This is a genomic window from Roseateles sp. YR242 (assembly GCF_900109745.1).
Taxonomy (GTDB): Bacteria; Pseudomonadota; Gammaproteobacteria; order Burkholderiales; family Burkholderiaceae_C; genus Roseateles.
Genome location: NZ_FOAV01000001.1, coordinates 281,907 through 308,157, shown reverse-complemented (window position 1 = coordinate 308,157; position 26,251 = coordinate 281,907). Strand labels below are relative to the sequence as shown.

21 protein-coding genes are annotated in these 26,251 nt (G+C 67.4%); 10 read left to right on the top strand and 11 right to left on the bottom strand.

The features are described 5' to 3' along the window. Positions 1-53: 53 nt before the first annotated feature. The gene (gene purN / locus BMY53_RS01320; protein ID WP_092942819.1) at positions 54-704 is read left to right on the top strand and encodes a phosphoribosylglycinamide formyltransferase; all 651 of its coding nucleotides are present in this window, start codon (positions 54-56) and stop codon (positions 702-704) included. A gap of 41 nt (positions 705-745) precedes the next feature. Here the strand turns inward: purN and BMY53_RS01315 are convergent, their stop codons facing one another. Next, positions 746-1,402 (bottom strand): DUF1345 domain-containing protein, encoded by a 657-nt coding sequence (locus BMY53_RS01315; RefSeq protein ID WP_092942816.1) that lies wholly within the window; start codon positions 1,400-1,402, stop codon positions 746-748. 68 nt (positions 1,403-1,470) lie between these two features. After that, positions 1,471-1,710: a DUF1653 domain-containing protein gene (locus BMY53_RS01310; protein ID WP_092942813.1), complete on the bottom strand. Its 240-nt coding sequence runs from the start codon at positions 1,708-1,710 to the stop codon at positions 1,471-1,473. Positions 1,711-1,837: 127 nt separating this feature from the next. Here BMY53_RS01310 and BMY53_RS01305 point away from each other — a divergent pair, with 127 nt between their 5' ends. From BMY53_RS01305 to xerD, 4 genes are all read left to right on the top strand, one after another. Continuing rightward, positions 1,838-3,103: an RsmB/NOP family class I SAM-dependent RNA methyltransferase gene (locus tag BMY53_RS01305; protein ID WP_092942810.1), complete on the top strand. Its 1,266-nt coding sequence runs from the start codon at positions 1,838-1,840 to the stop codon at positions 3,101-3,103. Positions 3,104-3,291: 188 nt separating this feature from the next. Next, positions 3,292-4,503 carry a DesA family fatty acid desaturase gene (locus BMY53_RS01300; RefSeq protein ID WP_404947846.1) on the top strand — a complete coding sequence of 404 codons (1,212 nt, stop codon included), beginning with the start codon at positions 3,292-3,294 and terminating at the stop codon, positions 4,501-4,503. Between the two features lie 261 nt (positions 4,504-4,764). Next, positions 4,765-5,292: a helix-turn-helix transcriptional regulator gene (locus tag BMY53_RS01295; RefSeq protein WP_092942804.1), complete on the top strand. Its 528-nt coding sequence runs from the start codon at positions 4,765-4,767 to the stop codon at positions 5,290-5,292. Between the two features lie 213 nt (positions 5,293-5,505). Beyond that, positions 5,506-6,522 carry a site-specific tyrosine recombinase XerD gene (gene xerD, locus BMY53_RS01290; protein ID WP_092942801.1) on the top strand — a complete coding sequence of 339 codons (1,017 nt, stop codon included), beginning with the start codon at positions 5,506-5,508 and terminating at the stop codon, positions 6,520-6,522. A 369-nt stretch (positions 6,523-6,891) separates the two neighbouring features. On the opposite strand, the gene BMY53_RS25275 is transcribed toward xerD, so the two are convergent. After that, positions 6,892-7,449, bottom strand: coding sequence for a hypothetical protein (locus BMY53_RS25275; RefSeq protein ID WP_143073871.1), 558 nt, complete (start codon positions 7,447-7,449; stop codon positions 6,892-6,894). Between the two features lie 528 nt (positions 7,450-7,977). Between BMY53_RS25275 and BMY53_RS25270 the strand changes: the two genes are divergently transcribed. Beyond that, positions 7,978-9,372 carry a hypothetical protein gene (locus BMY53_RS25270; protein WP_143073870.1) on the top strand — a complete coding sequence of 465 codons (1,395 nt, stop codon included), beginning with the start codon at positions 7,978-7,980 and terminating at the stop codon, positions 9,370-9,372. A 2-nt stretch (positions 9,373-9,374) separates the two neighbouring features. Here the strand turns inward: BMY53_RS25270 and BMY53_RS01280 are convergent, their stop codons facing one another. Then, positions 9,375-9,848, bottom strand: coding sequence for an Lrp/AsnC family transcriptional regulator (locus BMY53_RS01280; protein WP_092942795.1), 474 nt, complete (start codon positions 9,846-9,848; stop codon positions 9,375-9,377). A 115-nt stretch (positions 9,849-9,963) separates the two neighbouring features. Between BMY53_RS01280 and BMY53_RS01275 the strand changes: the two genes are divergently transcribed. After that, positions 9,964-10,566, top strand: coding sequence for a MarC family protein (locus BMY53_RS01275; RefSeq protein WP_092942792.1), 603 nt, complete (start codon positions 9,964-9,966; stop codon positions 10,564-10,566). Between the two features lie 88 nt (positions 10,567-10,654). On the opposite strand, the gene BMY53_RS01270 is transcribed toward BMY53_RS01275, so the two are convergent. Continuing rightward, positions 10,655-11,263 carry a GNAT family N-acetyltransferase gene (locus BMY53_RS01270; RefSeq protein ID WP_092942789.1) on the bottom strand — a complete coding sequence of 203 codons (609 nt, stop codon included), beginning with the start codon at positions 11,261-11,263 and terminating at the stop codon, positions 10,655-10,657. Between the two features lie 218 nt (positions 11,264-11,481). Here BMY53_RS01270 and BMY53_RS01265 point away from each other — a divergent pair, with 218 nt between their 5' ends. Continuing rightward, entirely contained in the window at positions 11,482-12,111 is a 630-nt protein-coding gene (locus BMY53_RS01265) for a GGDEF domain-containing protein (protein ID WP_177200661.1), read from the top strand. Here the strand turns inward: BMY53_RS01265 and BMY53_RS01260 are convergent. Genes BMY53_RS01260 through mutL form a run of 6 tightly spaced genes read right to left on the bottom strand, consistent with a single transcriptional unit; the run spans position 12,087 to position 21,556 of the window. After that, positions 12,087-13,295: a lipocalin-like domain-containing protein gene (locus BMY53_RS01260; protein WP_255369976.1), complete on the bottom strand. Its 1,209-nt coding sequence runs from the start codon at positions 13,293-13,295 to the stop codon at positions 12,087-12,089. The genes BMY53_RS01265 and BMY53_RS01260 overlap by 25 nt on opposite strands. Beyond that, positions 13,295-15,877, bottom strand: coding sequence for an ABC transporter permease (locus BMY53_RS01255; protein ID WP_092942783.1), 2,583 nt, complete (start codon positions 15,875-15,877; stop codon positions 13,295-13,297). Before BMY53_RS01255 ends, BMY53_RS01260 begins: the two co-directional genes overlap by 1 nt. Before the next feature lie 2 nt (positions 15,878-15,879). Continuing rightward, positions 15,880-16,542, bottom strand: coding sequence for an ABC transporter ATP-binding protein (locus BMY53_RS01250; protein WP_177200660.1), 663 nt, complete (start codon positions 16,540-16,542; stop codon positions 15,880-15,882). Between the two features lie 16 nt (positions 16,543-16,558). After that, the gene (gene miaA / locus BMY53_RS01245) at positions 16,559-17,611 is read right to left on the bottom strand and encodes a tRNA (adenosine(37)-N6)-dimethylallyltransferase MiaA (protein ID WP_092942780.1); all 1,053 of its coding nucleotides are present in this window, start codon (positions 17,609-17,611) and stop codon (positions 16,559-16,561) included. Then, on the bottom strand, positions 17,608-19,569 hold the full coding sequence (locus BMY53_RS01240) for a pseudouridine synthase (protein WP_092942777.1): 1,962 nt from the start codon (positions 19,567-19,569) through the stop codon (positions 17,608-17,610). Before BMY53_RS01240 ends, miaA begins: the two co-directional genes overlap by 4 nt. Positions 19,570-19,606: 37 nt before the next feature. Next, on the bottom strand, positions 19,607-21,556 hold the full coding sequence (gene mutL, locus BMY53_RS01235; protein WP_092942774.1) for a DNA mismatch repair endonuclease MutL: 1,950 nt from the start codon (positions 21,554-21,556) through the stop codon (positions 19,607-19,609). Between the two features lie 208 nt (positions 21,557-21,764). Between mutL and BMY53_RS01230 the strand changes: the two genes are divergently transcribed. Both BMY53_RS01230 and BMY53_RS01225 read left to right on the top strand, forming a co-directional pair. Then, positions 21,765-22,415, top strand: a complete 651-nt coding sequence (locus BMY53_RS01230) for a DedA family protein (RefSeq protein ID WP_092942771.1) — start codon at positions 21,765-21,767, stop codon at positions 22,413-22,415. Between the two features lie 142 nt (positions 22,416-22,557). Next, a complete protein-coding gene (locus tag BMY53_RS01225) occupies positions 22,558-26,016 on the top strand; it encodes a S41 family peptidase (protein ID WP_092942768.1) in 3,459 nt (1,152 codons plus the stop codon). The last annotated feature ends 235 nt before the right edge of the window (positions 26,017-26,251 follow it).

Sequence of the window (26,251 nt, the reverse complement as noted above, 5' to 3'; positions counted from 1 at the left end):
CACCTGGCTGGGGCCCCATTGTCGGGGCGCGGGCGCCGGTAAACTGCCGCCCCATGAAGAACATCGTGATCCTGATCTCCGGCCGTGGCTCCAACATGGAGGCCATCGTGAAGGCCTGCGCTGCCGAACAATGGCCGGCACGCATCGCCGCGGTGATCAGCAACCGGCCGGATGCCGGTGGTCTGGCTTTCGCCCAGTCGCACGGCATCACCACCGCCGTGGTGGACCACAAGGCCTTTGGGCGCGGGGAAGAGGCCCGGGCTGCGTTTGATGCGGAGCTGCAGCGTGTGGTGGACGGTTTTGCCCCGGATCTGGTGGTCCTGGCAGGGTTCATGCGCATCTTGACGGCCGCGTTCACGGGGCACTACGAGGGGCGCATGCTCAACGTCCACCCGTCGCTGCTGCCCGCGTTCACGGGGCTGCACACGCATCAGCGTGCGATCGAGTCAGGCTGCCGGGTGGCGGGGGCGACGGTGCACTTCGTCACCGCCGAACTGGACCACGGGCCGATCGTGGCCCAGGCGGTGGTGCCGGTGCTGGATGGGGACGATGAGGCGGCGCTGTCTTCCCGCGTGCTGAAGCAGGAACACCGGATGTATCCGAGCGCTGTGCGGTGGTTCGTCGAGGGGGCGCTGGAGATCCACGGAGCGGCCGTGCGGCATCGGGATGGGCAGTCGCAGCTGTTCCTGGGAACCTCTGCCTAACCCCCGCGAGCCGTGCTGGCGAGGAGCCATGCAGAGGTTCCTCAACTGAGCAAGCTCGCCAGCAGGTTGATGGTCAAGGCCAGCACCACCGTGTTGAACACGAAGGACATCACCGCCTGGACCAATACCAGTCGTCGGATGTGCCGTGCGCTCACCACCACGTCCGAGGTCTGTGACGTGGCGGCCAAGGTCACCGAGAAGTAGAGAAAGTCCAGGTAGTCCGGCTGCTCTTCATCGCCTGGAAATTCCAGGCCGTGCGGCGCCTTGGGGCCGCTGTGGAAGAGGCTGGCATAGGCCAGCGCAAATTCCACCGGCAGCAAAAGCCATGAACTGGTCACCGTGCCAATGGCTACGATGAGATGCGGCCAGCCCTGGCTCAAACCCGCCTGACGCACCTGCGCAAGTTCGAGCGCCAGCGCCGCGAGGCTGAGCAGGGCGCCCAGCATGGCCAGGCCCAATACCGTCGGCATGCCTTCGGAGATGGCCTTGGCCTGTGCCTGCACCGCCTCCGCCGGGGTGCGCAGCATCATCCAGAGCACCAGCACCAGATAGACCCATACACCACAACTCCAGCCGATCAACAGCTGGGTGGAGCGGGCCATTTCCGTTGACCACGGCACCGCCGCCGCCAGCAACGCGCCCAGCACGGCGCCAATCAGCAGGCGAGGACGTTGCTTGAGCTGATGAAGCAGCGGCATGAATTGGGCGCGAAGGTGGGGTGATGACTCGAAACGCGTGAAAAGGCGGTTAGCGGGAAGGGCGGGGATCAGTCGCCGACGCGCTCAAAGCGCCGAACCATCTGGCCGTCCACCTCCAGCGTTCCGAAGAACATGGCATGCGGGCGCACCCACAGGCCGGTGTTGTTGTACAGCGGCGTGTAGAGCACCAGGGGCTCCAGGGTTTCGCTGTGGCGCACCACGCCGTGGACCTGATAGTGCTGACCCTTGTAGTGGCGGTAACGGCCAGCAGGGGTGTCGGGCAGGGGCGTGAGGTCTTCGTCGCTCATCGTGGGCAATCTTGCTCGGGTGAAATTTCGGGATGTTTCCACGCTGCCGGGCCGCCGCCGGCCGGGTTGCCGCCTGGGGCAAGCGGATCGCCCGCCCGGCTGCTCAGGAGACTGGGATAATTCGGGCATGCATCCTAATGCCCTCCTCGAACTCTGCGCCGAACTTGTCGACAGCCTGCTGCTGTTCGACTCCCCGGCGGACTCCCTGGTTTCTGCCTTCTTCCGCCAGCGCAAGGCCCTGGGCCAGCGTGAACGCCATACCCTGGCGGAAACCGCCTATGCCGTGCTGCGCCACCGCCTTGTGTACCAGCATCTGGCGCAATCCGGCCGCGGGCCGATGGCGCGCCGCCTGGCCATCCTGGGCTGGGAAGGCAACGAAGCCTTCCTGCGCGGCGCCATGACCGACTTGGAGCAGCAATGGCTGAAGCAGGTCATGACGGTGGACCGCACCCAGCTCCCCGAGCGCCTGCGCCACAACCTGCCGGAGTGGCTGGCAGACCCGCTGAAAAAGCGCCTGGGTGATGACGAGTTCTGGGCCCTGACCAGCGCCATCAACGAATCCGCACCGCTGGACCTGCGTGTGAACACGCTGAAGGTCCGCCGAGAAGAAGTGCAGGCCGCCCTGGAGGCCAAGGGTTTCAAGTCCACCCCGACGCCGTATTCCCCCTGGGGCCTGCGGCTGGAAGGCAAGCCGGCCCTTCAGAAGCTGGAGGTGTTCACCAGCGGCCAGGTGGAAGTGCAGGACGAGGGCAGCCAGTTGCTGGCCCTGCTGACCGAAGCCAAGCGCGGCGAGATGGTGGTGGATTTCTGCGCTGGCGCCGGCGGCAAGACCCTGGCCCTGGGCGCCTCCATGCGCAACACCGGCCGCCTGTACGCATTCGACGTGTCCGGCCACCGCCTGGAAAAGCTCAAGCCACGCCTGGCCCGCAGCGGCCTGTCCAACGTCTACCCGGTACAGATCACCACCGAGCGTGACGACCGCGTCAAGCGCCTTGCCGGCAAGGTCGATCGCGTGCTGGTGGACGCGCCATGCTCCGGCCTGGGCACCCTGCGCCGCAACCCCGACCTGAAATGGCGCCAGACCCCGCAAGGCCTGCAGGAACTGCACGTCAAGCAGTTAGCCATCCTGAACAGCGCCTCCCGCATGCTCAAACCGGGCGGCCGTCTGGTGTACGCCACCTGCAGCCTGCTGGATGAGGAAAACGAAGCCGTTGCCAGCGCATTTTCCGAAGCCCACCCTGAGTTCGAGTTCCTGCCCGCCCAGGACATCCTCACCCACGCTCAGGTGCCGGAAGACACCGCCGCCTCGCTGTGTGAGAACGGTTTCCTGCGTTTGTGGCCCCATAAGCATCACAGCGATGGCTTCTTTGCGGCAGTCTGGACCAAGAAATAGCGCGTTCGTTTATCGAATTCGTCAAGATCGAGGGTCGATGTGAGGCGCTGTACGCCTATCGAAGCGAGAAAGACCCACGGTATTTGGGTTTGATCAAAGACCGAATCTAGGGAGCCTCGCCTACAATTGGCGCTTCCTTGGACAACTGGCTCTTCAATGAGCAGGGTTAGGACCGAATGAACGTATTGATGACTGTGCACGACGCCCTCGTGAATTTCCTGGCCTACGGCCTGCTGGACGCCAGCTGGTGGCAGACCCTGGCTTACACGTTGGTGGTGACGCACATCACGATCGCCGCCGTCACCATCTTCCTGCACCGCGCCCAGGCGCACCGTGCACTGGACCTGGGGCCCATCCCTTCGCACTTCTTCCGTTTCTGGCTGTGGATGACCACCGGCATGGTCACCCGCGAGTGGGTCGCCATCCACCGCAAGCACCACGCCAAGTGCGAGACCGAGGAAGACCCGCACAGCCCCGTCACCCGTGGCATCAAGACCGTGATGACCCGTGGCGCCGAGCTCTATCGCACGGAAGCCAAGAACGAGGAAACCATCAAGAAGTTCAGCCATGGCGTGCCGGACGACTGGATGGAACGCAACGTCTACAGCCGTCACTCCGTGATGGGCGTGGCGGCGATGATGATCCTCAACGTGTCCCTGTTCGGCATCATCGGCATCTCCATCTGGGCCATCCAGATGGCGTGGATCCCGTTCTGGGCCGCCGGTGTCATCAACGGCGTGGGCCACTATTGGGGCTATCGCAACTTCGAGGCGCAAGACGCCTCCACCAATGTCTCCCCCTGGGGGCTGATCATCGGTGGCGAAGAGCTGCACAACAACCACCACACCTACCCGACCTCGGCCAAGTTCTCGGTCAAGCCGTTTGAATTCGACATCGGTTGGGGCTACATCCGCGCCATGGAAATCATTGGCTGGGCCAAGGTCCGCAAGACCGCCCCGCAGATGCGTACCGGTGACATCAAGGCCGTGGCCGACAAGGACACGCTGGAAGCCATCATCGCCAACCGCTACGAAGTCATGGCGCGTTATGCCCGTGAACTGCGTGGCGCCTGCAAGGAAGAGCTGCGCAAGCTCAAGGCCGCTGGCGAACAGCACAGCGTGCAGTTTCACCAGTTCAAGCTGGCCACCCGTTGGCTGCACCGCGATGCGGAAAAGATCCCCACCGCCTACCAGGCTCAGATTGACGGTGCCCGTGCTGCCAGCCCCGTGCTGGACAAACTGGTGGTGATGCGCGAGGAGCTGCGTCAACTCTGGACACGTACCAATGTCTCTGCCGAGCAGCTTGTGCATGACCTGCAAGCCTGGTGCCGCAAGGCCGAGGAAAGCGGTATTGCCGAACTGAAGGCGTTTGCCATGAGTCTGCGCGCCGTCCGCGCCTGACCCCGCGCACACGCCACGCCCCAAAGGGCGCCTGTTTCAGGCGCCCTTTTTCTTTGCCCGTGTTCCACGCGAAGACCTTCCTGCACGTGCACCTGCGGAACTCCGTGCCCCAATAACTTGCACAAGGCATCGTATGCAAATCTCTCACTTGCACATGCCGTGGATCGATTGAGAAGAGCGGCCAAAAATAGATTGCTTCGACCCCGGGATCAGCCGGAACGCCCGGAAGGGTCGATGGGACCACTCAATCTAGGAGCCGATGTGGAGTTTGCTTTCACGCTCAAATATCAATTGTCGAAGGAGGACGGTCATCAACGGGAGGTGGTGGAACGTCTGATGGACCGAGGTTGTGGAGACGCCCTCATTCGAAGCAGCCCCCCGGGCCGCCTATCCCTGGCCTTCAATCGGCCGGCCCTCAGCGCGGATGAGGCGCTGATGGGCGCCTTGAAGGACATCAAGCAGTCCTTGCCGGCCGCAAGGCTGATCGAGGCTGGCCCTGATCTTGTGGGGCTCACCGATGTGGCGGAACTGGTCGGTGTTTCTCGCCAGAACATGCGCAAGCTGATGTTGACCCACATGGCCAGCTTTCCGGCGCCGGTCCATGAGGGCAACGCGTCCTCAGTCTGGCATCTCTCGCATGTCCTGGCGTGGCTGAGTTCGCGCGGCGGTTATGTATTGGATCCCGCCGTGGTGGGCATGTCCCGAACAGCCATGCAGGTCAATCTCGTCAAGGAGAACCGCCATCTCGACCGGGAGCGCGAAGCCACACTGAAGATGCTGGTGGGCTAGTGAGTCTGTGCAACTCCCGCGAGACGAAGTGGGTCACATCGGCCGCGAGGAGTTGTGCAGAGCTTCCCAGACGCACCTAAGGCGGATGGCATGATGCGCCTCATGGCCTCCCGTGATGCGTCCACCCCCGCCTCTTCCAACGCTTCTTTCACGGATTCCAGCCCTGTTGCTCCTGCGGTTTCTGCGCCAGCGTCTCCCCCGATTTCTCTCCCAATGTCTTCCCCAGTGGCTCCCCCCCCTGTGTCTTCCCCGGTATCCACACCCGCCGCATCGCCCTCATCTTCATCCTCGACATCGACATCGGTTGAAGCCCCGCTCGATCCCGCGCAACGTCAGCGTCGCGAAGCCAGCCAGCGCGCGATTACTGCCTTTGTTGAGAGTCTCTGGATCGAGGAGGGGTTGTCGAGAAACTCCCAGCTGGCCTATCGCCGTGATTTGCAATTGCTGGCTGACTGGCTGGCCACACAAGGACGCACGCTGGACGAGACCCAAGAGCAGGACCTGATGGGCTACGCCATCTCGCGCCACGAGCAGAGCAAGACCAGTTCCGCCAATCGCCGCCTGTCGGTGTTCAAGCGCTATTTCCGTTGGTCACTGCGCGAAGGGCGGATCCATGCGGACCCCACGCTCAAGCTGACCGCCGCACGCGCGCCGCTGCGGGTGGTCAAGACCTTGTCCCAGTCCCAGGTGGAGGCGCTTCTGGCCGCGCCCAACGTCGAGACGCCCCAGGGCCTGCGGGACCGGGCGATGTTGGAGCTGATGTATGCCAGCGGCCTGCGGGTAACCGAGCTGGTCACGCTCAAGAGCGTGCATGTTGGTCTGCGTGAGGCCGTGCTGCGGGTGACCGGCAAGGGCGACAAGGAGCGCATGGTCCCGTTTGGTGAGGAGGCTCATGCCTGGCTGTTGCGCTACCTGCGTGAAGCCCGGCCCGAGTTGCTGAAGGCCCAGGCCACGGACGAACTCTTTCTCACCCGCTTCGGCAGCAGCATGGCGCGGGAGACGTTTTGGCGATTGGTCAAGAAATACGCCGCGGTGGCCGGCATCACCAGCCCTTTGTCGCCGCACACCTTGCGGCATGCCTTTGCCACGCATTTGCTCAACCATGGCGCCGATTTGCGGGCGGTCCAGCTGTTGCTGGGGCATGCCGACCTGTCTACCACCCAGATCTACACCCACGTAGCGCGGGAGCGGCTCAAGGTGTTGCACGCAACACACCACCCGCGCGGATAGGCCCGGCGCCTCCTGAGGCCGAACCCTGTTGTTGGCGGCGCTCACCAAGTGCTGTCCAACACTCGCACTCGCACTCGCGCCATGATCCTCCACCTAACGCCATCGGCATTCCCCGGCACGCCGTTCGGCGAGTCGCCGGGTTTCCTGAGCGGTCAGGACCCCAGGGCATTCGAGGCAGCACGGTTCCACCAGGGCGGCCCGCAGGTCGTCGTGCAGCCTGGGTATGGCCTCCCGCCGCCGGATGGCCGCGCGTCTGCGCCCTCCGGCTGCCGTTTCAAGGGCGCGGATGATGCACTGCCGCCCAGCATGGCCATGGTTTTGCCCGCGGCAGGGACAGGGGCCCGTGAGCAGACCGACATGCTGCGATTCCTATCGGCCCTGCATCAGGAGGGCCGCACGGAACTGGCGCTGGTGGGGCCGGACAGCGCGCTTGGGCATGATGCCATCTCCCAATTGATCGCCAGCGGCGAGCCGCAGCGGTTCCGCTCCGGTGGTACGGAGGGCGCCGCCTGGGTGGAGCACCACGATGGCCAGCCCTGCCTGTGCTTTGACCTGCAAAGCACGCAGGGCCTCTCCGCCACGCACATGGTGCGCTTGCACCAGATTCCGATGGATGCGTCGGCGCCCCAGCTGATGGACCACATGGCCGACCTTCGTGGTGGCGCGCTCAAACGCCAGCAGGAGGCGGCGCAGGACCTGACTGCCCCGCAAGATGGCCCCAGGCCGGGCGGCGTGGCCGTGGCCTGCGCGGACGGTGGGCGTCATGCTGGCTCGGTGCTCGGGCTCTTCAACGCCTATCAACGTCACCACGCCACCATGGAGGTAGTCCGCGGCAGGTCGCCGGCTTCGCTGGCTGTGGCACAGCAGCTGGTCGACCGGGCGACGGACCGCAGTACCTACGACCGGGCGTTCCACGCCCTTTGCCATCAGGGTCGCGAGTGGAGCGGTGCCGGATTCGGAACCGGCGCGCGGGAGGCGGTGACCGCCTGCTTCGACATGCTGTACGCACATGCCATGCAGGAGCTCGCGCCCTGGATGGTGGCGCAACCCCCGATCCCAATGGCTGCGCCTCAGGGGCCTCCTCCCGCGCCGGCGGCGCCACAGGTTCGCGAACCGATGCCGCCAACAGCAGGGCAGGCGCCGGCACCGGTGCCGCCGGCAGAGAACGCCTCCAAGGCGGAGACGGCTGAGCCAGTTCAGTACGCGCTCCCGGCTGCGAAGGCGCAGCGGGCAGGCAACGTGCCCTCGACTGAAAAGTCAGCGCCGGCAGAAAAGGCACGGCCGGCAGAAAAAGCGCTGCCGGCAGAAAAGCCTCGGCCAGCAGAGACGGCACGGCCGGAAGAGAACGCCCCGCCAGCGGGGAAGGCGCAGCCGTCACACGTGATGCAGGGGCCGGCGGCGCCAGCCCCCAAGCGGACACCCATGCGGCCGGCACCATTGCCCCCGACAGTATCCTTGACGCCGCCACCGAAGCCCCCGCGGGCCATACCGCCTGCAGCGCTGGCGGACGTCGGTTTTGACCCGCTTGATGTGCCCAGCGTGCCCACACTGGCGGATCTGCATTCGGAACCGCCGCGCCACGAGCTGAAGGTGCCCAACCCTGCTCGGCCCAACGCCGCGGCGAGGGCATTCGAAGCCGGCTTCGATAAGCTGGCCGAGCAATTGCAGACGGACCCGGAGGTCGACCTTTTCGCCCCATCGATGGTGCCGAGCGTCAGCAAGGCGCAGGAGGCACAAATCAATGCCCTGGCTGACCAACTCGCACAGTGGCCGCTGGAGACGGAGTCGGTTGTCCCCATCCCATCCCGGGTACCCATCCTCAGCAAGGCCGATGAAGCGCAATACTACGATTTGGTTGAGGAACTACTCGGCGTGGATGACACAGCGGCGAGCCTGCGGGCGGCCTCATCCAATGGCGAGGTGCCCATCGGCTTCGAAAAGGTGGACGACAGGGACCTCTCCGATGGCTATCTCCGCCCGGTCACTGCAGGTGTCCAACCGGCCACCGGGACCGTAGAGTCTCCTGACGGCCTCCTGCCGGCGCATGTGAAGGTAGCGGCCGATCATGTTGATGCCCAGGGGGGAGAAGACCTGGATATCTATGAGGAGATCGGTCCTCTTCCTGCCAAGGCGGCGCCACCGCCCCCGCCGTATCTGGCGGAACCTCCGCCTTACACAGCGCCGGCATTGCCGCCTCGTCTCGTCAAGACTGCCCCGTCGATTCAAAACCTTGATGCTGGGCGCAAGCCTGAAAAGGCAGCCGCTCTGGTGTCGGCGGTCGACGAAGAGGTGTCGGTACCCCGGGACATTGCCGCACGTTGGAAGGCCAACCCGTCGGGCGACGCCATGATGGCGGCTGTCGTGAGTGAGATGGTGGCGACGCTCCAGGCGCGGCCCAGTGTGGGTCAGCGGGTGTTGGGGTTCTTTGGCAAGCCGCCTGCTGAATCCGCGCGGACCGATGCCTTCCACGAGTTGGTGCTGGAGCGGTTGACAGGCAGCGTGAACCAAATGCGCTCTGATTTTCAGGCTTCTGCGCCAGGCTTGACCAAGGCAGAGGTCCGCCGAGAGCGGGAGGACTTTGTGGAATCGCAACTGGTGGAGAAGCTTCAGGCCAGCCTGACCAGCCTCCCTCGCGCCGCACGTGACCGGGTCCTGGAGCGCCTCGGGAACGAGAATGACCAGATCTTGACGGCGATCCGGCGCAGCCGCGACCTCAACTTGGTGTTCCTGCGGCAGAACCCGAAGGCCAGGAACATGCACATGGCTGGCTTGCGAGAGGCGGTGTTTACGCAAAGCCGGTTGCTCAACGCCTTCAAGCGCCTCACCAAGGAAGCAGCTGATGCGACCTGAGGTCAGCGCACCGGCCAGCCTGCCGGTGGCTTGATCTCCTCCAGGCAGATCATGGAGCGGACATCCGCGACGCCGTCGAGTTGCATCAGCTTGTCAGTGAGAAAGGTGGACAGGCCCTTGAGATTGCTGGCGGCCACCTTGAGCAGGTAGTCGCAATCACCGGAGACGGTGTGGCATTCCAGGATCTCGGGGAAGTCGCGGATCAGGGATTCAATCTCCCGAACCCGCGCGAAGGCCTGTGCCGTGATGTTGAGGCTGACATAGGCCACCACGTCCAGCCCCAGGAATTGGGGCGCCACATCCGCGCGGTAACCCCGCAGCACGCCCCGTTCCTCCAGCGCACGCACCCGGCGGAAACACTGGGGGGCCGACAGGTGGACCTGGCTGGCGAGGTCCACATTGGAGATCCGTCCGTCCCGCTGCAGGATGTCCAGAATCTTTCGGTCGATGGCGTCCAGGCTGGTTTTCTCGTTCATGAGGGGGAGTTTGGCTCACATTTCCACGCGATTTTAGTGAGCCTGACGCATGAACGTTTCATCCGTGGGCGCGGGATGACACGGCGCCTGGCCCGCTTCGGGGACAATCTGGCGCATGGATCACAGTTTTCTCTCCGCCCTCATTCTCTTGCTGCTGGTGCTGGACCCGCTGGGCAGCCTGCCCATCTTCATCCCCATCATGCGCAACGTGCCCAAGGAGCGCCGCATCAAGGTGGCGCTGCGCGAGGTGGGCATCGCTTTCACCGTGCTGCTGGTGTTCATGTTCCTGGGAGACAGCTTCCTGCGCCTGATGCACCTGTCTGAGCGTTCGCTGGAGGTGGCCGGCGGCGTGATCCTGATCATCATCGCCATCCGCATGATCTTCAGCCATCCGGGCGAGAGCGCCTACGGGGTGGAAATGGGGCGCGAGCCGTTCATCTTCCCGCTGGCCGTGCCGCTGCTGGCTGGGCCCTCGGCCATGGCCACGGTGCTGCTGCTGGCCTCACGCCAGCCGGACCGCATCGCCGAATGGGTGGGTGCGCTCTTCACGGCGATGGTGATTTCCTTCCTGGCCCTGATCCTGGCGGACCGCATCCGCAAGCTGCTGGGGGATTCGGTCGTCTCCGCCCTCGAGAAATTGATGGGCCTGGTGCTGACCGCCATTGCCGTGGAAATGATTCTGGCCGGCCTGAAACGTTACTTTGTGGGTGGCCTGTAACGCCTTAAACGACCTTAAGCGGCCTTAAGCGGCCTTAAGCGGCATTGAGCGCCACTGAGCGCCACTGAGCGCCCATTGTCGCGGCGGCTCACAGCTCGATCGAGCGCCCTTGCTCAGGCGCTGCTGCCAGCTCAGCCTCTTCCGGCACGGCCTCGGCGGCCGCCTTGGCGCTGGCGGGGGAGGCTTGCCACTCGGCTGCGGAGATCACATACACCGTTGAATCGGTGTCATACCAGCGCTCGATCCCGCGGAACTTCATGCCCAGCCGTTGCATGACCTGGGCGGAGTCCTGGTTGTCTGGATTGCAGACGGCGGTCAGCTCCAGTGCGGCGAGATGGTCGAACGCAAAACGTGCCATGCGGCGCGCGGCCTCGGAAGCCAGACCCTGGCCCCAACGGTCTCGCCGCAGACGCCAGCCGATCTCCAGGGGCTGGGACTGGTCCTTGTTCAGATGCTGGATGCAGCCGGCGCCCACCAGTTCGCCAGAATCGCGTTCCAGGAAACTCCACCAGGAGTAGCCCCATTGCTTCCACTTGGCCTTCACCCGGTCGATGCCCGCCTGGGTTTCTTCCAGCGTCTCGGGTCGGCCCTGTAGATACCGCATGACTTCGGCGTCGCTGTTCAAGGCGTTCAGGCCAGCGAGATGGCTGTCCTCAAAGGGCACCAGCCGCAGCCGTGGAGTGAGCAGTTGGGTCATGGCCCAGGACTCTACACCGCGTCATGGGCGGTGTGTCAGCCCACCACTGTAGTGCCAGTGCGCGCGGCGTGGCGGGAAGCCCACGCGCCGATACAGGCTGGTTACAACGGCACTGCCCAGCCTGTGACATCGGGCCTATCCTCCCTCGGACAAGGGGTCGGCGCGACGCTTGCTCCTGTGCTGCAATCAATCCTCAAACGGCAAGGCGGGCAAGCGGCATGGCTCAAGAGATTGACAGAAGCCCCAAGGCTTGGTGGGACCGGCTGCGTCGTTTCTGGCGAGCGCGTGGTGAGGGTGCACGGCACGAATCACACGGGAACGCCCAGGCCGATGAGGCCCAACTGAGCGAGGAGCTCAAGCGCGAGGCTGCACGTGCGCAGCGCCATGGCCACGACGGCGCCCTGGTGCTGCTGGAACTGGACCCCTGGGCGCGTCTGCAGCATCAATTCGGCGCCGAGTGTGTGGCGGCGCTGGACGAGCGCCTGGCCCAACTGGCCCGGCAGCAACTGCGGGGCGGCGACTGGCTGCTGCCGCTGCCTCGCGGCGTCTGGGCCGTCTACCTGCCCTGTACCGACCCGCTCGGTGCGCTGGATGCGGCTGACCGCCTGCGGCACCGCGTGGCCACGCTGGACTACCGGTGGGCGGGGCAACCCCTGCCGCTGAGTGCCAGCCTGGGGCTGGCACATTGGCAGGACTGGAAACGCGAACCGCAGCAGGGGGCCGACCAGTTGCTCCAGCAGGCCCGGCAGGCGCTGGCCATGGCGCGTGGGGCCGGATGCAATTGCGTGCGCGCTTATGCGGTCACGCCCTCCGGGCGCAGCCGCTACAGCGGCACACGGCCGGCGTAACCCGTCATCTCCAGATAGCCCCAGCCCTTGAGCGTGCCGGCTTCGTCCAGCAGCCGAACCACGCCTTCCCAATAAAGGAAGCCGGTGCTGCGGCGCGCGTCCACTTCCTGTGCATCGAACAGGGCTTCGACCCGCCACATGCCTTGTGGTGTGTGGATGCGCCACCGCACCGGATAACGGGCCAGACTGGCGGGGCTGTCCCACCAGGCCTGCGCCTCGAAGCGCACTTGCTGCTCCAGGTCTTGCTGGCGGCCCGCCGGGTCGCGCCAGGTGCCGCCGGTCCAGAGGGTGCTGCCGTCCTGGCGACGCATCTGGAACAGCATGAGGGCGGAACCGTCGTTCAGGTTCAGGCCCAGCCAGTCCCAACCGACCGAGCGGGTGGTGTCGTCGTCCCGCCCGCGGCCCAGATAAGCATGGCTCCATTCGTGGTCCAGCCAGCACCGGGCCTGGACCGCTTGTGCCGGCTTGCCGTCCACCGCCAATGCGCCGCGGCCGGCCAGTTGCGGTTCGCTGACATAGCGGCTGGCGTGCTGGGCCTGGGGGCCCTTCTGGGACCAGCCGGCGCGGCCCTGCAGCAAGGGCGGCAAGGCGGCCGCCAGGGACAGCGACAGCGCCACATTGGCGTGCTCGCTACGGAAAGCCAACTGGTAGCGGCTGAGGCCGTCGGCGCCCGCGCTGCGCGCCAGCGACCAATCGCCCAGGCGCACGCGGGTGTCGGTTTCGTCGGTGCGGGCGTTGGCAAAGCCTTGGCGCAGCAGGCGCTGGTCGTGGTGCAGGCGCTGGCCGGCCAGGTCGGTGACGGCCACGTGGCCCAGCATGATCTGCGCGGGGGCAAACGGACTCGCCAACGGGCGAGCCAGTGTGCGGCGAATTCGGAAGAAGGTGAGCTGGAAGCCGTACGCGGGCGGGGCATTGGCCTCGCCCTGTTCAGGGCGCAGCACGCCGGTCACGTACCACCACTCCACACCGGTCTCGGGATGGGCGCCGTGATCCCGGGGGAACACCAGTGGCGCTGCCGACAGCACCGGCTCGGGGCTGACGCCCACCGGCCGATCCGCTGACGAGGCCGACGCAGCCGCTGAGGGAGAGGCTGCCGCCACCGCCAGCTGCGCCGCCGAGGCTGCGCCACCGCCCATCACCAGCCGGGCGCCCAACCCCAGCAGCAGCGGCCGACGTTTCATCATCACCAATCCTCCCGCACGGCACGCAGGGCCTCGCCCTGGCGCGACCCCAGCGCCCGGGCGCCGGCCACCGCGGCGGTAACGCCCGTCGCCATCAGGCTGGCCAGCAGCAACGCCGCCACCCGTGGCCACGGCACCAGCCAATCCATGCTCCAGTGGAAGCTTTGCGGGTTCAGCCTGAAGACCAGCACCGCACTGATCGCCAGCCCCACCAGCAAGCCCATCAAGGCGCCAGCCACGCCCTGGATCAGGGTCTCGCCCAGCACCAGCCGGCGCAGCATTGCGCGTGTCAGGCCCAGGTGCAGCAGCAGCCCGAACTCACGCCGGCGCGCCAGCAATTGCGCCGAGAGGCTGGCCGCCACGCCGAACAGCCCCAGCCCGAGGCCCACCGCCTGCAGCCAGTAGGTGATGGCAAAGCTGCGGTCGAACATGGCCAGCGAGAACCGACGCAGTTCTCCGGCCGAGGCCATCTCCACCGACTCCGGCGTGGGCGCCAGTTGCCGCACGGCGGCCTGCACGGTCAGCGGGTCGGTGTCCGGCGCCAGCCACAGCGCCAGCTCGGTGAGCGTGTCGTCGCCCGTGGCGCGTTGCCAGTCTGCACGCTCGACCAGCACGGCACCCGACTGCCGGCTGTAGTCTCGCCAGACGCCGCGCACCGTGGCGTTCACGTCCTTGCCGTCCACCAGCAGGCTGAACCGGTCTCCGGGCGCCAGATGCAACTGGTCCCGCATGGCTTCATTGATGTAGACGGCGAGGGTGCCGGGTTGCGGCGCCGCCGTCTCGCCTTGCAGGGGCAGGGTGTGGTCCAAGGGCCGCGCGAGCAGGGCGGTTCGTTCCTGGCGGCCATCGGCCATGTGAACACCCACCTGACGGGTCCGCTGGGCCTCGACCCGCACGACCGCTGGCAGTGCCGCAGCCCTTGCGACCAGGCTGGGGGCCAGCGGGCGGCCTTGTTCGGTACTGTCCCGCGCCGTCTGGCGCAGGTAGAGATCGGCCGGGAGCATCTGGGTCAGCCATTGGTCCAGCGACAGCCGGAAGCTGGCGATCATCACCAGCATGGCCACCGCCAGGGCCAGTGCCACCAGCACGCCGGCAATCAGCCGGCCAGCTTCCCCGGCCTGGTCACGGGCGCGCTCCACCGCCAGCAGCGGCAGTGCCCGGCGTGCGGCCCGGCGCCGGACCAGCCCGGTGAGCCCGCGCAGCAGCCAGGGCACGCTGCCCAGTGCCCCCAGCAGCAGGGCCACCATGGCGCCGTAGGCACCCAGCGGCAGACCGGCCACCGGCGGCAGCAGTGCCAACGGCAGGGCCAGCAGCAACAGGGCGGGGCCTGCCAGCCACCAACGGCGGTCCGGCGCGCCGCTGCCCAGGCCCTTGAGCACCTGCGCGGCGGGCAGGCGCCGCAAGCGTGCCAGGGGCAGGGCGGCCGCACCCACGCTGACCACGGGGCCCAGCAACAGCAAGCCCACGATCGACGCGGCGGAGGTCTGCAGCGTGGGGCGGGCGCCGGAAAGTCCCATCATCCCGCTGCCCAGGTCCCCGCCCAGTTGGCGCAAGCCCAGTTCGGCCAGGCCGAGGGCCAGCACCAGGCCCAGCACCGCGCCTGCCAGCCCCAGCAGCAAGGCCTCCGCCAGCAGCAGGGCCAGGCGCTGGCGCCCGCTCATGCCCAGCACGCCCAGCAAGGCCAGTTGCGGCAGGCGCTGGGCCACCGACAGGCTGTGCACCGCAAACACCATGAAGGCGCCGACAAACAAGGCCATCAGGGACAGCACGCCCAGGTTGAGCCGGTAGGCCTGGGTCAGGCGGCGCGCATCATCGGCTTGTTGACGGGCCTGCTCTTGCGGCGCCACGGCTTCAATGCCCGCAGGCCAGGTCGAGGGGGCAGCGTGGCCCGACGCCATACGCAGGAGGATGGCATCCAGCTCGCCCGGGCGTTGCAACATGGCCTGCGCCCAGGCGATGTCCATCACCAGGACCGCCTGGTTGCTGTCGGGAAGGGTGCCGGCCACGGACAGCGGCGCTTCAGCGCCGGGGATGTCCACCCGCAGCTGTTGGGGCGCGTCCGCCAGCGGGGCCCCGTGCGGCTGGCCGTCATCGGGCTGAGCGGCCAATTGCCGCAGGGCCGCATCACTGATCAGCAAGGCGGACCCGTTCAGCGCCTCGGCCCATCGGCCGCCGTCAGCGCGAGGCAGCCATTGCGGATGAAAACTGGCGATCTGCAGCAGGTCCAGGCCCAGCAACCGCAGACGCACCCAGCGTCCATCCGGCGCCTGCACGCGCACACTGGCTTCCAGGCGGGGTGCCAGCGCGACGATGTCCTCACGCGCTGCGAGCGAGGCATAGAGCGCATCACCCAATGCCGGCGCCCCCGGGGCCGCGTGCAGCTCCAGGTCGGCCTGCGCGCTGCTGTGCCGTGCGGCGGCTTCGAACTGGGCGAGGGCGGAGCCGTTGATCCAATGCACGGCGCCGGCCAGTGCCAGCCCCAGGGCAATGGTGAGCAGGGCCGCCAGCTGGCGCCCCCATTGCAGCCGCAAGGCCGGCCAGGACAATTGCCACCACCAGCCCCAGGCCAGGCGTAGCGCCCGCATGCTCAGGCGTCCACCAACTGGCCGCCGTCCAGCCGCAGGCGGCGGTCCGCCAGGGCCGCGGCGTGGGCGGAGTGGGTCACCAGCAGGCAGGCCGCGCCTTGCTCCTGCAACTGCTGGCGCAGCAGCTGCATCATCTGGTCGGCATGGCGCGGGTCCAGGTTGCCAGTGGGTTCGTCCGCCAGCACCAGCGCCGGCCGATGCACCAGCGCCCGCGCGATGGCCACGCGCTGCAACTGCCCGCCAGAGAGCTGGCGTGGCAGATGATTGGCATGGGCAGCCAGGCCCACGGCGCCGAGCATGTGGTCCACGCGGGTCGTGTCCGGCCGTCCCTGCAGCAGCAGGGGCAGGCCGATGTTGTCGCGCACCGTGAGGTGCGGCAGGACGTGGAAGGCCTGGAAGACAAAACCCAGCCGCTCACGGCGCAGCAGGGCCTGGCCCGCCTCGTCCAGGCGCAGGATGTCCTGCCCATCCAGCAACACCTGGCCCTCATCCAGAGGCTCCAGGGCCGCCAGGCCATTGAGCAGCGTCGACTTGCCGCTGCCGGATTCACCCAGCAAGGCCAGCAATTCCCCCGGCTGCAGCCGCAGGTCCAACCCCTCAAAGAGTGTCTGGCCCCCAAACCGCTTGGTCAGTCCGGTGGCTTGCAGCAGCGGGGGTGGGGGCATCGGTACGCTTCCTTGCTCAGGTCGGTGATGGGGCCGTCGGGTTCGGGTTGGGCCGGTCGCCCGGGTCAATGGTGTTGCCAGGGTCCGTGCGGGCGCTGTCATCGATGCGGTCGATCACCGCCATCACCTCTGCCAACGCGTCAGGCCGCTCCGCCGCCACCACCCGGCGCGTCGGCATGCTGCGCAGCCAGGTGATCTGGCGCTTGGCCAACTGCCGTGTCGCAGCCGTGCCGCGCTCCTGCAGTGCGGCCAGGTCGGGTTCGGCGCGGCCGCGCTGTTCGGCCTCATCCAGCAATTCCCACGCCTGCCGGTAGCCCACGCATCGCATGGCGGGCAGGCTCAGGTCCAGGTCGCCGCGTGCCCGCAGTTGCCGGACTTCATCCACAAAGCCGGCCTGCAGCATCAGCGCAAAACGCTCGCCCAGACGCTGATGCAGCCAGGCGCGCGCGGTGTCGGTGGGTTCCAGGGAGATCAAGGGCCAGTCCACGCCTTCGCTGCGCTGGCGCTGATACAGCGCCGACATCGGCTCACCCGCCAGCAGGCAGACCTCCAGCGCGCGCTGGATGCGCTGGCTGTCCAGCGGGGCCAGGCGGGCCGCGGTCTCGGGGTCCAGCGTGGCGAGCCAGGCGTGCAGGGCGGGCCAGCCCTCGCGGGCGGCGCGGGCGTCCAGCTCGGCGCGCAGGGCCGGGTCGGCCTGCGGCAGGGCGGAGAGGCCGTCAAACAGCGCCTTGAAATACAGCATGGTGCCGCCCACCAGCAACGGGCGGGCCCCTCGGGCCTGGATCTGCGGCACCAGGGCCGTGGCGTCACGGACAAACTGCGCGGCGGAGTAGCTGTCGGTCGGCGGCAGGATGTTGATCAGGTGATGCGGCACCTCGGCCAGCTCAGCGGGCGTGGGTTTGGCGGTGCCGATGTCCATGCCCTGGTAGACCAGGGCCGAATCCACGCTGATGATCTCCACGGGCTGGCGCCGGGCCAGGGCCAGCGCCGCTGCGGTCTTGCCGCAGCCGGTGGGGCCCGCCAGACACAGCGGCAACAGGCCCGCTGGCGTCGCCACCGGACGCGTCAAAAGCGCTCCCAGGGCGCCAGGTAGCGCCACTGGCCAGCGGGCAGTTGGCCCAGCGGAATGCGCCCGATGCGCACGCGCTTGAGCCCCACCACCTTCAGGCCCACCTGCTCGCACATGCGGCGGATCTGGCGCTTGCGGCCTTCGCGCAGCACAAAGCGCAGCTGGTCTTCATTGGCCCAGCTCACCTTGGCGGGCTTGAGTTCCACGCCGTCCAGTTCCAGGCCGTGGTTCAGCAAGGCGAGGGCGCGCGGGTCCAGTTGATGCTGTGCAGGCACCTCGGGATTGCCCTGTTCCATGGTGACGCGGACCAGGTATTCCTTCTCCACGTTGGAGTCTTCGCCGATCAGGTGGCGCGCGATGCGGCCGTCCTGCGTCAGCACCAGCAGGCCGGTGGAGTCGATGTCCAGGCGGCCGGCGGGTGCCAGATTGCGGCCATGGCCGGGCGCCCAGTGGATGCCGGTGGCGGGATCTTCAGCCCAGTGCGTGTCGGCCTTCACCAGCACCGAGGCGGGCTCATAGCCGTCTTCGGCCTGGCCGGAGACATAACCGATGGGCTTATGCAGCAGGATGGTGACGCGTTGCGCCTGTTCCTGGCGCGCGGCCGGGTCGATCTCGATCTTCACATCCGGGCCGACGCGCTGGCCCAGTTCGGCCAACTTGCCGTCCACGGTCACCCAGCCGGCTTCGATCCATTCGTCCGCTTCGCGGCGCGAGGCCAGGCCCAGTTCGCTCATGCGCTTGGAGAGGCGTTCGCCTTCGGCGGGGTCGGCCAGGCGCTGCGGGGCCGGATTGCGGGGGCGCGGGGTGTCAAACTCGCCGTCCGCCTGGTGTTGCGGGCGTGGGCGGTCTGAGCGAGGCCGGTCGCCATAGGGCCTATCGCCATACGGCCGGTCCCCTTGCGGTCGATCTCCGTACGGCCGGTCGCCATAAGGACGCTCTCCGTAGGGCCGATCTCCGTAGGGCCGATCTCCGGGACGGGACTGTTGCGGGCGGTCCGACCACCCCCGATCAGCCCCTGCGGGGCCGTGATGGGGACCGTTGTCCGGGCCATACCGGTTGCCGGCAGGGCGGTCGGACATCGTGCGGGGGCCGCGTGGGCGGTCGTCGCGCGGGCCTTCGCCATAGCGGCCTCCACCACCACCGGCACCACCGGCACCGCCAGGGCCACGTTGCGAGGGCCGATCGTCGCGGGCATAGCGGTTGTCGGGGCCGCCACGGTTCTCGAACCGGCCATCTTGTCGGCCATCGCCGCGCGGCGCACCACGGTCACCACCACGGTGGTCGCCGTAGCTACCACGGTCACCGCCACGGTTGTCGCTATAGCCACCACGGTCGTGGCCGAAGCCACCTCGGTTGTCACCAAAGCCGGGACGGTCCCCACGCGGGCCCCGGTCATCGGGGCGGCGTGCGGCCGGGCCACGGTTGTCGCCACCGAAGCGATCTTCCCGGCCATAACGATCCTCGCGGTGAGGGCGGCTTTCCTGGGTGTAGCGGCTGCCGTGGTCGTCACGGTCGTTGTGCAGGCCACCGCCTTCACGGCGGCCGCCTGCATCGCGCTGGCCCCAGGGTTCGCGGTTGCCGCCAAAGTTGCCGCCATAGCCCGGGCCACGCCCTTGCGATCCGCCACGCGGGCCACCGGGGCCACCGTGCCCCCCTGGGCCACGCGGCCCACGGTCCTGCTCGGCCCGGTCACCGCCGCGCGGGCCGTAAGGTCGGCTGTCGGTGCGCTGGTCAAAACCTCGGTCGGGGCGTCCACCCGGACGACGCTGGTCCTGATGCTCGTCCGCCCTGCGCTGTTCGTAGGCTGCCTGGCGCTCGGCGCGGTCCGCTTGCGCCTGGGCCAGGGTGGGGCGTGGTTTGCCCACACCGCCGCCGCCGCGCACGGGGGCTCGGCGCGGGCCGGAGCCGGACGGCTTGTCGCTGGCCGGTTTGTTCTTGTTGAGTTTGATCGTGGCCATGTCGGTACTACGTCAGAAGGGTGGGAGTGGTGGCGGTTCAGCGGCCACGCAGGAAAAGGCCGTCCAGGTCACGCACGGTGAGCTGGCGCCAGGTGGGGCGTCCATGGTTGCACTGATCGGCGCGCTCTGTGCGCTCCATGTCGCGCAGCAGGGCATTCATTTCGTCGAGATTGAGCTGCCGGTTGGCGCGCACGGCGCCATGGCAGGCCATGGTGGCCAGGATCTCGTGCTGGGCACGCTCAATGGCATGGCTGGCGTCGAACTGGGCCAGTTCGGCCAGCACGCCGCGCGCCAGCTCCACCACATCGCCGCCTGCCAGCAGGGCCGGGCGTTCACGCACGGCGAGCATCTTGGCGGAGAGGGGGGCGATATCCAGGCCCAGACGGTTCAGCGTCTCGGCTTGCGCTTCAGCCGTGGCGATCTCCTGCGGCGTGGCGGAGAAGGTCACCGGGATCAGCAGCGGCTGCGAGTCGATGCGGGTCTCGCCCAGCGCCGTCTTCAGCCGCTCGTAGACCACGCGCTCATGCGCGGCATGCATGTCCACGATGACCAGGCCCTGGGCGTTTTCCGCCAGGATGTAGATGCCCTGGATCTGGGCGATGGCTCGACCCAGTGGCCATTCGCCAGCCTGGCTGGACGGCAGCGGCGCGGGTGCGGACGCGGCGGCGCCGTAGGTGGTGGGGTTGGGGCGCGGGCCGGCGGGCGCCGTGGGCAGCGCGCCGGGCGCGGGGCCGGGGGAATAAAGCGCCTCGGCCTGTTCCAGGGCCAAGGCGGTCTGGGCGCGGGTGGGGATGGGTGAGCGCCAGCTATCCGAGCCAGCGCTCACCGCGTAGCTGGCGGGCGTTTCCTGCGCCATCGGCCGGTCCCAGGCGGCGGTGCCGGTCCAGGTGGTGGGCACGGCCGGTGTGCGGGCGGGGGCTTCGTCTTCCGGTGCAGCGTCTGCGGTGCGGCTCAGGGCCAAGGCGGCCACCACGGCGCGGCGCACCTGCTGGTGGATTTCGCGGCCGTCACGGAAGCGCACCTCGATCTTCGTCGGGTGCACGTTGACATCCACCAGTTCGGGGGAGATGTCGATGAAGAGCACGTAGCTGGGCTGGCGTTGGCCATGCAGCACGTCGTCAAAGGCGGACCGAATGGCGTGGGCGATCAGCTTGTCCCGCACATAGCGGCCGTTCACATACACGTATTGCATGTCCGCGCGGCTGCGGGCGGCCTCGGGCAGGCCCACACGGCCGTGGATGCGCAGCGGGCCGACCTCGGCGAACACATCCCGGCTCTGGCTGACGAAATCCTCGTTCAGGACTTCGGCGATGCGTTGTGCCAGGGACGAGGCGCGCCACTGGTCCACCAGCTTGCCTTCGTGCCAGACGGTGAAGCCCACATCCGGCCGGGCCAGTGCGTGGCGGCGCAGGGCCTCCAGGCAGTGGCCGAGTTCGGTGCCTTCGGTCTTCAGGAACTTGCGGCGCGCGGGCGTGTTGAAGAAGAGCTCGCGCACCTCCACGCTGGTGCCGCGCGCGCGGGCGGCGGGGCTCAGCTCGCCGCTGCGGGCGTCCAGGCGCCAGGCATGCGGGGCGCCGTCGAAGCGGGACACCAGGGAGAGTTCTGCCACTGACGACACGGCCGCCAGTGCCTCGCCCCGGAATCCCATCGTGGCCACGGCCTCGAGTTCGTCCAGGTTGCTGATCTTGCTGGTGGCATGGCGCTTGATGGCCAGCGGCAGTTCCGAATCCGGAATGCCGTGGCCGTCGTCTTCCACGATCAGGCTGCGGATACCGCCCGCCAGCAGCTTGAGCTGGATCTGACCGGCGCCGGCATCCAGGGCGTTGTCCACCAGCTCCCGCACCACGGAAGCCGGGCGCTCCACGACCTCGCCGGCGGCGATCTGGCTGATGAGTTCATCCGGGAGTTCGCGGATCGAGCGGCGCGAGGCGTCGGCGGGGTCGCTGCCGGGCAGTACGTTCGCCGCAGGGGCGAGAGAAGCATCCATAAGGGGGATTGTAGAAGGCTCACGGCCGATACCTGCCCGCCAGGGACACCTGGCGGCGGTGCAAATCCTCGCCTGCGCGCCACCATGGCGGCGGTGAGCGCCTGGCGCTGCCTCCCGAGCCGCGTCTGTACCAGCCGTGGGCCGGCGCAGGGTTTATCTGATGCCTCCGCTGACGAAGGCCGGCGGCGGGCCGCCATAATGCGCCGCCATGGATGTCCTGCATTTCCTGATTGATTTCGTCCTCCACGTGGATGCCCACCTGGCGGAATTTGTGGCCCATTACGGGGCCTGGGTCTATGCGCTGCTGTTCCTGATCATCTTTGTGGAGACAGGCCTGGTGGTGATGCCCTTCCTGCCGGGCGATTCGCTGCTGTTCGTGGTGGGCGCGCTCTGTGGCGCGGGCCTCATGAACCTGCCGCTGGCCATGGGCGTGCTGCTGGTGGCGGCGATTCTGGGCGACCAGTGCAACTACACCATCGGCCGCAGGATCGGCCCCAAGGTGTTCCAGTGGGAGCAGTCACGCTTCTTCAACAAGCGCGCCTTCAACGCCGCCCATGAGTTCTACGAGCGGCACGGTGGCATCACCATCGTGCTGGCCCGGTTCATGCCGTTCATCCGCACCTTTGCCCCCTTCGTGGCCGGTGTGGCGGCCATGAGCCGCAGCCGTTTCACGGCGTACAACGTCGGCGGCGGCACCTTGTGGGTGGTGGGCCTGACGCTGGCCGGCTATCTCTTCGGCAACATCCCCTTCGTGCAGACCCATCTGAGCAAGATCATCTGGGCCATGATCCTGGTGCCTGGCCTGATCGCCCTCTATGGGGGCTGGAAGGCCTCGCGCAGCAAGCCGGCGCAGGCCTGACGCCACCACCGGGCGCCATTCGGCCCCGTTCCCCCGGGAAAGCACTGAGCGCCTGCGCCTCAAATCGGCAGGGGTGAGCTTCGGCATCGTTGGGCAGGCCCGCTATCCTGCCCCGCTGATTCCAACCGTTCACAAACACCTCATGCAACTGAGTTCCCTGAGCCAGGCTGCAGCCCTGGCGCTGAGCCTGTCGGCCGGCATCGCAGCGACCACCCCGGCGCTGGCGCAGTCCACGGCGCCGGCTTCCGCCGGTGCCAATGCCGATGCCGGCACCCTGCTGCTCCGCCAGCCCGCCATCTCTACGCGCCACCTGGCATTTGTGTACGGCGGTGCCCTGTGGCTGGCCAATCGAGACGGCACTCAGCCGCGCCAGCTGGCCGCCCGGGTGTCGTCGGAGTTTTCTCCGCACTTTTCGCCCGATGGCCAGTGGATCGCCTATTCCGCAGCCTATGACGGCAACACCGATGTCTACGTGGTGCCCACGGGCGGTGGCCAACCGCGCCGCCTGACCTGGCACAGCGCCACCGACCAGGTCACGGGCTGGAGCCCGGACGGCAAGCGGGTGCTGTTTGCCTCGCCCCGCGAGGTGCTGAACAACCGCAGCAACCAGCTCTACGAAGTGCCGCTGGAGGGCGGCTTCGAGCAGCAGGTGATGAAGGCCGTGGCCTACGAGGGCAGCTGGTCGCCCGACGGCCGCCTGCTGGCCTACCGCCCGTACCGCCGCGCCAACGCCGGTGCCTCCGGCTGGCGCCAAAGCCGCGGCGGCACCACACCGCCGATCTGGATCATCGACCCCAAGGGCAAGACCTGGGAGCAGATCCCCCACGTCAATGCCACCGACAGCAACCCCATCTGGATGGGTGAAGAGGTGGTCTTCATCTCGGACCGCCATGATGGCGCGGCCAACCTGTTTGCCTACAACACCCGCACCAAGGCCCTGCGCCAGCTGACCCGCGAAACCGTCTGGGACGTGAAGACGGCCGACGGCAAGGACGGTCGCATCGTCTATGAGGTGGGTGGCCGGATCAAGGAGATCGGCCTGGACGGCAGCACGCCCCAGACCCTGCGCGTGCCCCTCTCCGAGCCGAGCGCCCAGGCGCGTGTGCAGTGGAAGGATGCCGCCCGCACCATCACCAGCGTAGCGCTTTCCGCCACAGGCAAGCGCGTGCTGGTGAGCGCGCGTGGTGAGGTCTTCACGGTGCCGGTGAAGGACGGCGTGGTGCGCAACCTCACCCAGACGTCCGGCGTGCGGGAGCAGGACGCGCTCTGGAGCCCGGACGGCCAGCAGGTGGCCTACATCTCCGACGCGCCCGGCATGCGCCACGAGGTGGTGCTGCGTGACCAACTGGGCGAGCAGGCCGCAGGCAAGGCCGCGCGCAAGATCCTGCTGCCGGAGACGGGTTACTACAAGCTGCTGGACTGGTCGCCCGACGGCGCCCGCCTGGTGCTGCAGGACAACCATCTCAACCTCTTCCAACTGCCGCTCTCGGGCCCGCAGTCCGGCCAGTTGCAGAAGATCGACCACAGCCTGCGCCGCCAGGGCTTTGATGTGAGCTTCTCGCCGGACAGCCGCTGGCTGGCCTACACGGTCACCGGCCGCAATCATTTCAGCCAGATCCGCGTCCATGACCTGCAGACCGGGCAACAGCACACGCTCACTGATGGCTTGAGCCATGCGGAACTGCCGGTGTTCTCCGGCAAGGGTGACGTGCTGTACTTTGCTGCGTCCATCAACTCCGGCCCGACACAGGTGGGCCTGGACATGTCCACCCAGGAGCGCTCGTTGCGCCTGGGCCTGTTTGGCGCCGTGCTGCGGGCGGATGGCAAGTCGCCATTGCTGCCCAAGGCGGGGGACGAAGAGGGCAAGGGCAGGAAGGCGGATGCCGAGGAGGGCGACGCCAAGGACAGCAAGGACGGCAAGGACAAGGACAGCAAGGACGATAAGCGCAGCGACAGCAAGGGCGACGCCAGGGGCAAGCCGGCCGACCCCAAGGATCCGAAGGACGCTGACAAGAAGGATGGCAAGCCCAAGCCAGTGCGCATTGACTTTGCCGGCATCCAGGACCGCATCATCGGCCTGCCGGTGGCCCTGGCCCGTTACGACCACCTGGGCGTGGCGTCGGACGGTGCCCTGTTCTATATCGAGCGGCGCCAGCCCGGTGTGAGCATCGAGGCGCCCGCGGCCGAAGGCCGCGACCAGGGTGAGCTCTACCGCTTCGATTTCGACGAGAAGACCGCCAAGCTCGTGAAGACCGGCGTGCGTGACTACGCCATGAGCGCCGACGGCAAGAGGATCCTCTTCGACCTGGGCGGCGGCCGCCTGGAAGTGGCAGATGCACGCGAGAAGATCGATGCCAAGCCCGTGGACGTCTCCGGCCTGCGCGTACGCATCGACCCCCGCGCGGAATGGCGCCAGATCTTCAACGAGACCTGGTGGATGGAGAAAGAGTTCTTCTACGACCCCCAGCTCCACGGGCTGGACTGGGCGGCGGTGTACCAGCGTTATCTGCCGCTGGTGGCGCACGTGCAGCGTCGTGAAGACCTCAACGACCTGCTGGTGGACATGATTGGTGAGTTGCAGGTGGCCCACAACCGGGTGGGCGGTGGTGATGTGCTGACCGAGCCTCGTGTGGCCATTGGCCTGCTGGGTGCGGACTTCAGCTTCGAAGGCGGCCACTACCGCATCAGCAGGATCTTCCAGGGCGACCGCTGGAACCCCTTCCTGAAGGCGCCCCTGGCAGCGCCTGGCCTGGGCGTGAAGGCCGGGGACTACCTGCTGGCGGTGAACGGCCAACCGGTGGACGGCAGCCACAACCTGTTCCAGCAACTGGAGAACACGGTAGGCAAGCCGGTGCAACTGACCGTGGCCAGTGATGCCAAGGGGCAAGGCGCGCGCCAGGTGCAAGTCGAGCCCGTCGCCAGCGAGGTCGCGCTGCGGCAGTGGCACTGGGTGGAGCACAACCGGCAGGAGGTGGACCGCCTGAGCGGCGGCAAGCTGGCCTATGTGTACATGCCGGATACGGCCACGCAGGGCTTCCAGCACTTCAACCGCATGTTCTTTGCGCAGGTGGACAAGCAGGGTCTGGTGATGGATGACCGCCGCAACGACGGCGGGCAAGCGGCCAACTACGTGACCGAAGTGCTGGCCCGCCCCTACCTGGGCAGCTGGAAGGACCGCGACGCGCTGATCTACGACACGCCCGGCGGTGCCATCTACGGCCCCAAGACCATGCTGATCGACCAGGACGCGGGCTCGGGCGGAGACTTCATGCCCTACGCGTTCCGCCGCAACCAGTTGGGTCCGTTGATCGGCAAGCGCACCTGGGGTGGCTTGATCGGCATTGCGTCCAATCCACCGCTGATCGATGGCGGCCGGCTGGTCGTGCCGTTCTTCCGCTTCTTCACGCCGGAAGGTGAGTGGCGCATCGAGAACGAAGGCGTGTCCCCGGACATCGATGTGGATCTGGACCCGGTGGCGGTGAACCAGGGGCGCGATGTGCAGCTGGAGGCCGCCGTGGCCAACGTGCTGGAGCGCCTGAAGAGCTGGAAGCCGATCCAGCGCAGCGAGCCGCCGCCGATGCCCACGCGCCTGGGTAACTGAGCGCTCCTGCAGCGCGTAACCGTTCACGGCGGGCCCTTCGGGGCCCGTTTTTGTGGGCCCGGAGACCGGATGTCAAGAATGTCGACACACCGTTTTTCCATTCGTGGAGTAGTTCACGAATCGCCGCAAGTGACTGTCGAAGCTTTTTACAGTGACATCATCTCCCTAGTCTTAGGGATAAGCGAATCAAGGACTTAGTGCGCTGGCACACATTTCGCTTGTAAGAGGGTGTTAG